Here is a 3,864-nt window from a genome sequence, read left to right as displayed (position 1 = left end):
GCGCTATGACCCTGCCGCCGGCGAGCCCGAGGATCTGGACCTCGACGTGGCGGGCGTGCTGAATGAACTGTTCAATGAGGATCCGCGAGTCCCCGAAGAAACGCTCTGCACGCGACCGTGCAGTATCGAAAGCTGCCCTCAGGTCTTCGTCATTGTCGGCAACTATCATTCCGATGCCGCCTCCGCCTCCGGATGGCTTGACGATGACCGGATAGCCGACAGCGTTGGCGATCTTTACTGCCTCTGTGGAGTCACTCACCGGTTCGGCTGATCCGGTCGCCACCGGCACGCCGGCGGCCTGCATCAGGTTTCGGGCGTTGATCTTGTCCGCCACCATGTCCATCGATTCCGGCGAAGGCCCCACCCACGTGATGCCGCTTTCAATGACCCGCCGGGCGAAACCGGAATTTTCAGCGAGAAAACCGTAGCCCGGGTGGATGGCCGAAGCCCGGACAGTTCTGGCCGCGTCCATCAGTTTGTCGACATTCAGGTAGGATTCGGCGGGATTCGCAGGACCTAGGGAGACAAATTCCGAGGCTTCCTTCACGAACGGCAGCTCTGTATCCACATCCGAGCAGACGGCGATGGTCCGGATACCCAGGGCATTCGCTGTGCGGATGATGCGCCGGGCGATCTCGCCCCGGTTGGTGACCAGAAGGGATTCAAATAACGGCGTAGTCATGTGCTGACGACTCCTCTGGCGATGAGGCGCGACTTGGCCGAGGCCCGGAAACGGTCTGCAAGGACCGCGAGAACGAGCGCCAACCCCAAAGCGATGCTCTGCATGTTGGTATCGAGCCGCATGAAGTTCATCCCGTTGCCCAGCAGCATGATGAAGATGACGCCCAGGACAGTGCCGCCGACGCCGCCGCGGCCGCCCTGGAGCGAGGCTCCGCCGATGACGGCAGCGGTGATGGATTGCAGGGCAAAAGCACCCCCGAAGGTCGGTTGCCCCGAGCCGCTGCGGGCGGTCAAGAGGTAGGCCGCGATAGAGGACAGAACGGCGCAGATTACGTAGGTGGCAATCAGGTTCCGCCGCACCTGGATGCCCGCGGTTTTTGCTGCCAAGGCATTTCCACCGATCGCATACAGGTGACGACCGAAGGTTGTCCATTTCAGGGCCACGAATACAATCGCCAGGATCGGCAGTGCTACGAGAACCAGGTTGGGTATGCCCACGGTGAAGCCTGACCCCAGCCCGACTATGTAGTCCCTTGGCAGGCCGGACACGGTGGCTCCGCCGCTGTAGACCAGCGTGATGCCCGTGACAATGGTAGCGGTGGCTAGTGTCACAATGAACGGGTTGACCTTGAGGAAGGCAACTCCGAGGCCGTTGGCCATCCCGACGACGAGCCCGACTGCGATGCAGACGACGAAACCCATGATCATGGACTGGCCCGAGAATTCCGGTATGCCACCATAGACTTTCTGCATCATGGTGGCAGACACAATGGAAGACAGGGCGACGGTTGCCCCTACAGACAGATCAAATCCGCCCGTTACCAGTACCAGCATCTGCCCCAGGGAGATCAGCAGGAGCGTGACGGATTGCTGGGAGACGGACAGCAGGTTGTCCGGCTGCAGGAAGCGGTCATTTGCCAAGGCAAAGACGACCACCATCACGATCAGCAGCGGCGGCAGCGGGCCGACGCTGCTGAAGAACCTGAGCCAGAACTGGCGGTTTACTTTCTTGGTACCTCCGACGGCGGTCGCCGGGCCTCTCACTTCGGTTGTTGACATGGCAGTCCTTATGCTGATGCGTCTACTGCATGCCCGAAGGCACCAGCGACAACGGCTTCGTTTGTGATCTGGTTACCAACGAGCTCGGCCTGCACACGCCCGCCGTTCATCACGTAGACCCGGTCGGCAAGTCCCACAACCTCCTCGAGGTCCGATGAGACCATGAGGACGCCGGCGCCGTCCCTGCACAGTTTGCGGAGATTGGCGTAAATTTCCTGGCGGGCCCCGACATCCACGCCGGAAGTAGGCTCGGCCACCACGAAAACCTTCCGCTCCCGCGTCAGGGCGCGCGCCAAAACGACCTTCTGTTGATTGCCGCCCGACAGGGCCCGGGCATCCGCAGTCACGGACCGCGGCCGGATATCGAGCCGCTCGGCCAGCGCCTGCGCTAGGGAGCGGATCTTTGCTCCGTGGATCAGCCCCAGCGTGCTGTACTTCTTAATCCGGTTGACTTCAAGAGCAATGTTTTCCTGAACGCTGAGATCAAGCGCCAGGGCCTCCCGCCTGCGGTCCTCCGGCATGAAGCCGATTCCCGCCTGGATCATCTGGCGAGGGTTTGGCCGACTGAATTTCCTGCCGTTAACGGAGACGGAACCGCTGGACAGGGGGATGAGACCCAGGACAGCCTTTGCGAGTTCGCTTTTCCCCGAACCCACGAGCCCGGCCACGGCAACAATCTCACCCTGGCACACCCGCAGGGACGCATGGGCGACCTTGCCGTCGGCCGTAGACGCATTCTCTATCTCCAGCAGGGGTTCCCCCTTGGTCTCGGCCTTTTCCGGATAGACGGCCGCGAGTTCCCGGCCGACCATGTCTGTGATCAACTGCTCTTCGGAAACCTCCTCGAGGGTATGGGTTGAAATGAACGTGCCGTCCCGCATCACGGTGACCCGGTCGCCGAGGCGCCGGACTTCCTCCATTCGGTGGGTGATGTAGAGAAGCGCCCAGTCTTCGTCCCGGAGCTGGTCTATGATCCGGAAAAGCCGGTCCGCTTCCCGCTCGCTGATGGCAGCCGTCGGCTCATCGAGAAGGAGGATGCCCGGCGTCCCGAGCAGCCCCTTGGTGATCTCCACAAGCTGCTGTTCGGCCCTGGGCAGCGTCCCCACCTCCGCGTCCGGGTCTATTGCCGCCCCAAGCTGACCGACCTTATCCCGGGCAACGGCCCGCATCTTTTTGCGGTTGACGAACCCGAAAGTTTTTAACTCCCGGCCAAGGAACAGATTCTCGGTCACGGACAGCGTCGGGGCCAAGCTGAAATCCTGCAGCACGACGTTGATGCCCAGTTTGCGGGCATTCGCCGGAGAATGGTGGGCAACTTCCGAGCCGCGGACGGTGATTGTTCCGCTGTCGGGCAGGTAGTTACCCAGAAGGATGTTCACCAGGGTTGATTTTCCCGCGCCGTTCTCGCCCAGCAGGATGTGTACTTCGCCGGGGTAAAGGTCGATTGACATACCTTTGAGTGCCCTCACGGGCCCGAACGTCTTGACGATATTGCTGAGTGCAACGATCGAATGCTGTTCCAATGCCAGCTTCACTCCCTTCCGATGCGAGTGCCCCACTAACCGGAATCGCGGGTGGGGTCCGGCCCCCGATGGATGGATCAGCTCTCCGGTGTCCAGCTCGTGACCGTCTTAAAGTCCCGGGGTGCGAACATCTCGGTGTAGGGCACGTCGTTGGCGTTCGCTTTGGTGATCATCTTGGGAACGGGGCCGGAGGTTGGCGCCTCCAGCTTCTGGCCTTCCAGCATCCGGACGGCTTGGTCGACGGCCATGCGTCCCTGGACGGTGGTGAAGTCCGTTGGCGAACCTACGGCGTCGCCGGCGACGATCGCGTCGTAGACGGGCGGAATGATGTCAAAGGCATAGACGTCAACTTTTCCCGTCATGTTGGCGTTCCGTACAGCATTCACGCCGGCTTCGGCAGCAATGTCCACTCCGACGATGTGGGTGATGTCGGGATGCACCTTGAGTGTGTCTTCAATGAGATTCTGCTGGATTTCCAGGCCTGGATCGGCGCGCCGCATCTCTGCCATCTTGACGTTGGTTCCTTTGATGGTGTCCTGGAAGCCTTTGACTGCGGCGTCGGACCATCCGGCGCCTTCCGGGCCGGGGAAGAAGCCCACCA

The 3,864-nt window shown here is 61.5% G+C and carries 4 protein-coding genes; all 4 read right to left on the bottom strand.

Translation table 11 applies throughout. The annotated features are described in order from the left end of the window. On the bottom strand, positions 1–682 hold a 682-nt coding region (locus tag AC5RWT_RS35345), incomplete at its 3' end, for a biotin carboxylase N-terminal domain-containing protein (protein WP_494084294.1). Then, a complete protein-coding gene (locus AC5RWT_RS35340) occupies positions 679–1,740 on the bottom strand; it encodes an ABC transporter permease (RefSeq protein ID WP_494045443.1) in 1,062 nt (353 codons plus the stop codon). The genes AC5RWT_RS35340 and AC5RWT_RS35345, both read right to left, overlap by 4 nt. A gap of 8 nt (positions 1,741–1,748) precedes the next feature. Continuing rightward, positions 1,749–3,191, bottom strand: coding sequence for a sugar ABC transporter ATP-binding protein (locus AC5RWT_RS35335; protein WP_494084293.1), 1,443 nt, complete (start codon positions 3,189–3,191; stop codon positions 1,749–1,751). 149 nt (positions 3,192–3,340) lie between these two features. Continuing rightward, positions 3,341–3,864, bottom strand: a 524-nt coding sequence (locus AC5RWT_RS35330; RefSeq protein ID WP_494084292.1) for a substrate-binding domain-containing protein, incomplete at its 5' end; no start/stop codon positions are given.

Source organism: Arthrobacter sp. Dra40 (assembly GCF_059091905.1).
This window is presented reverse-complemented; position numbering and strand designations above follow the sequence as displayed.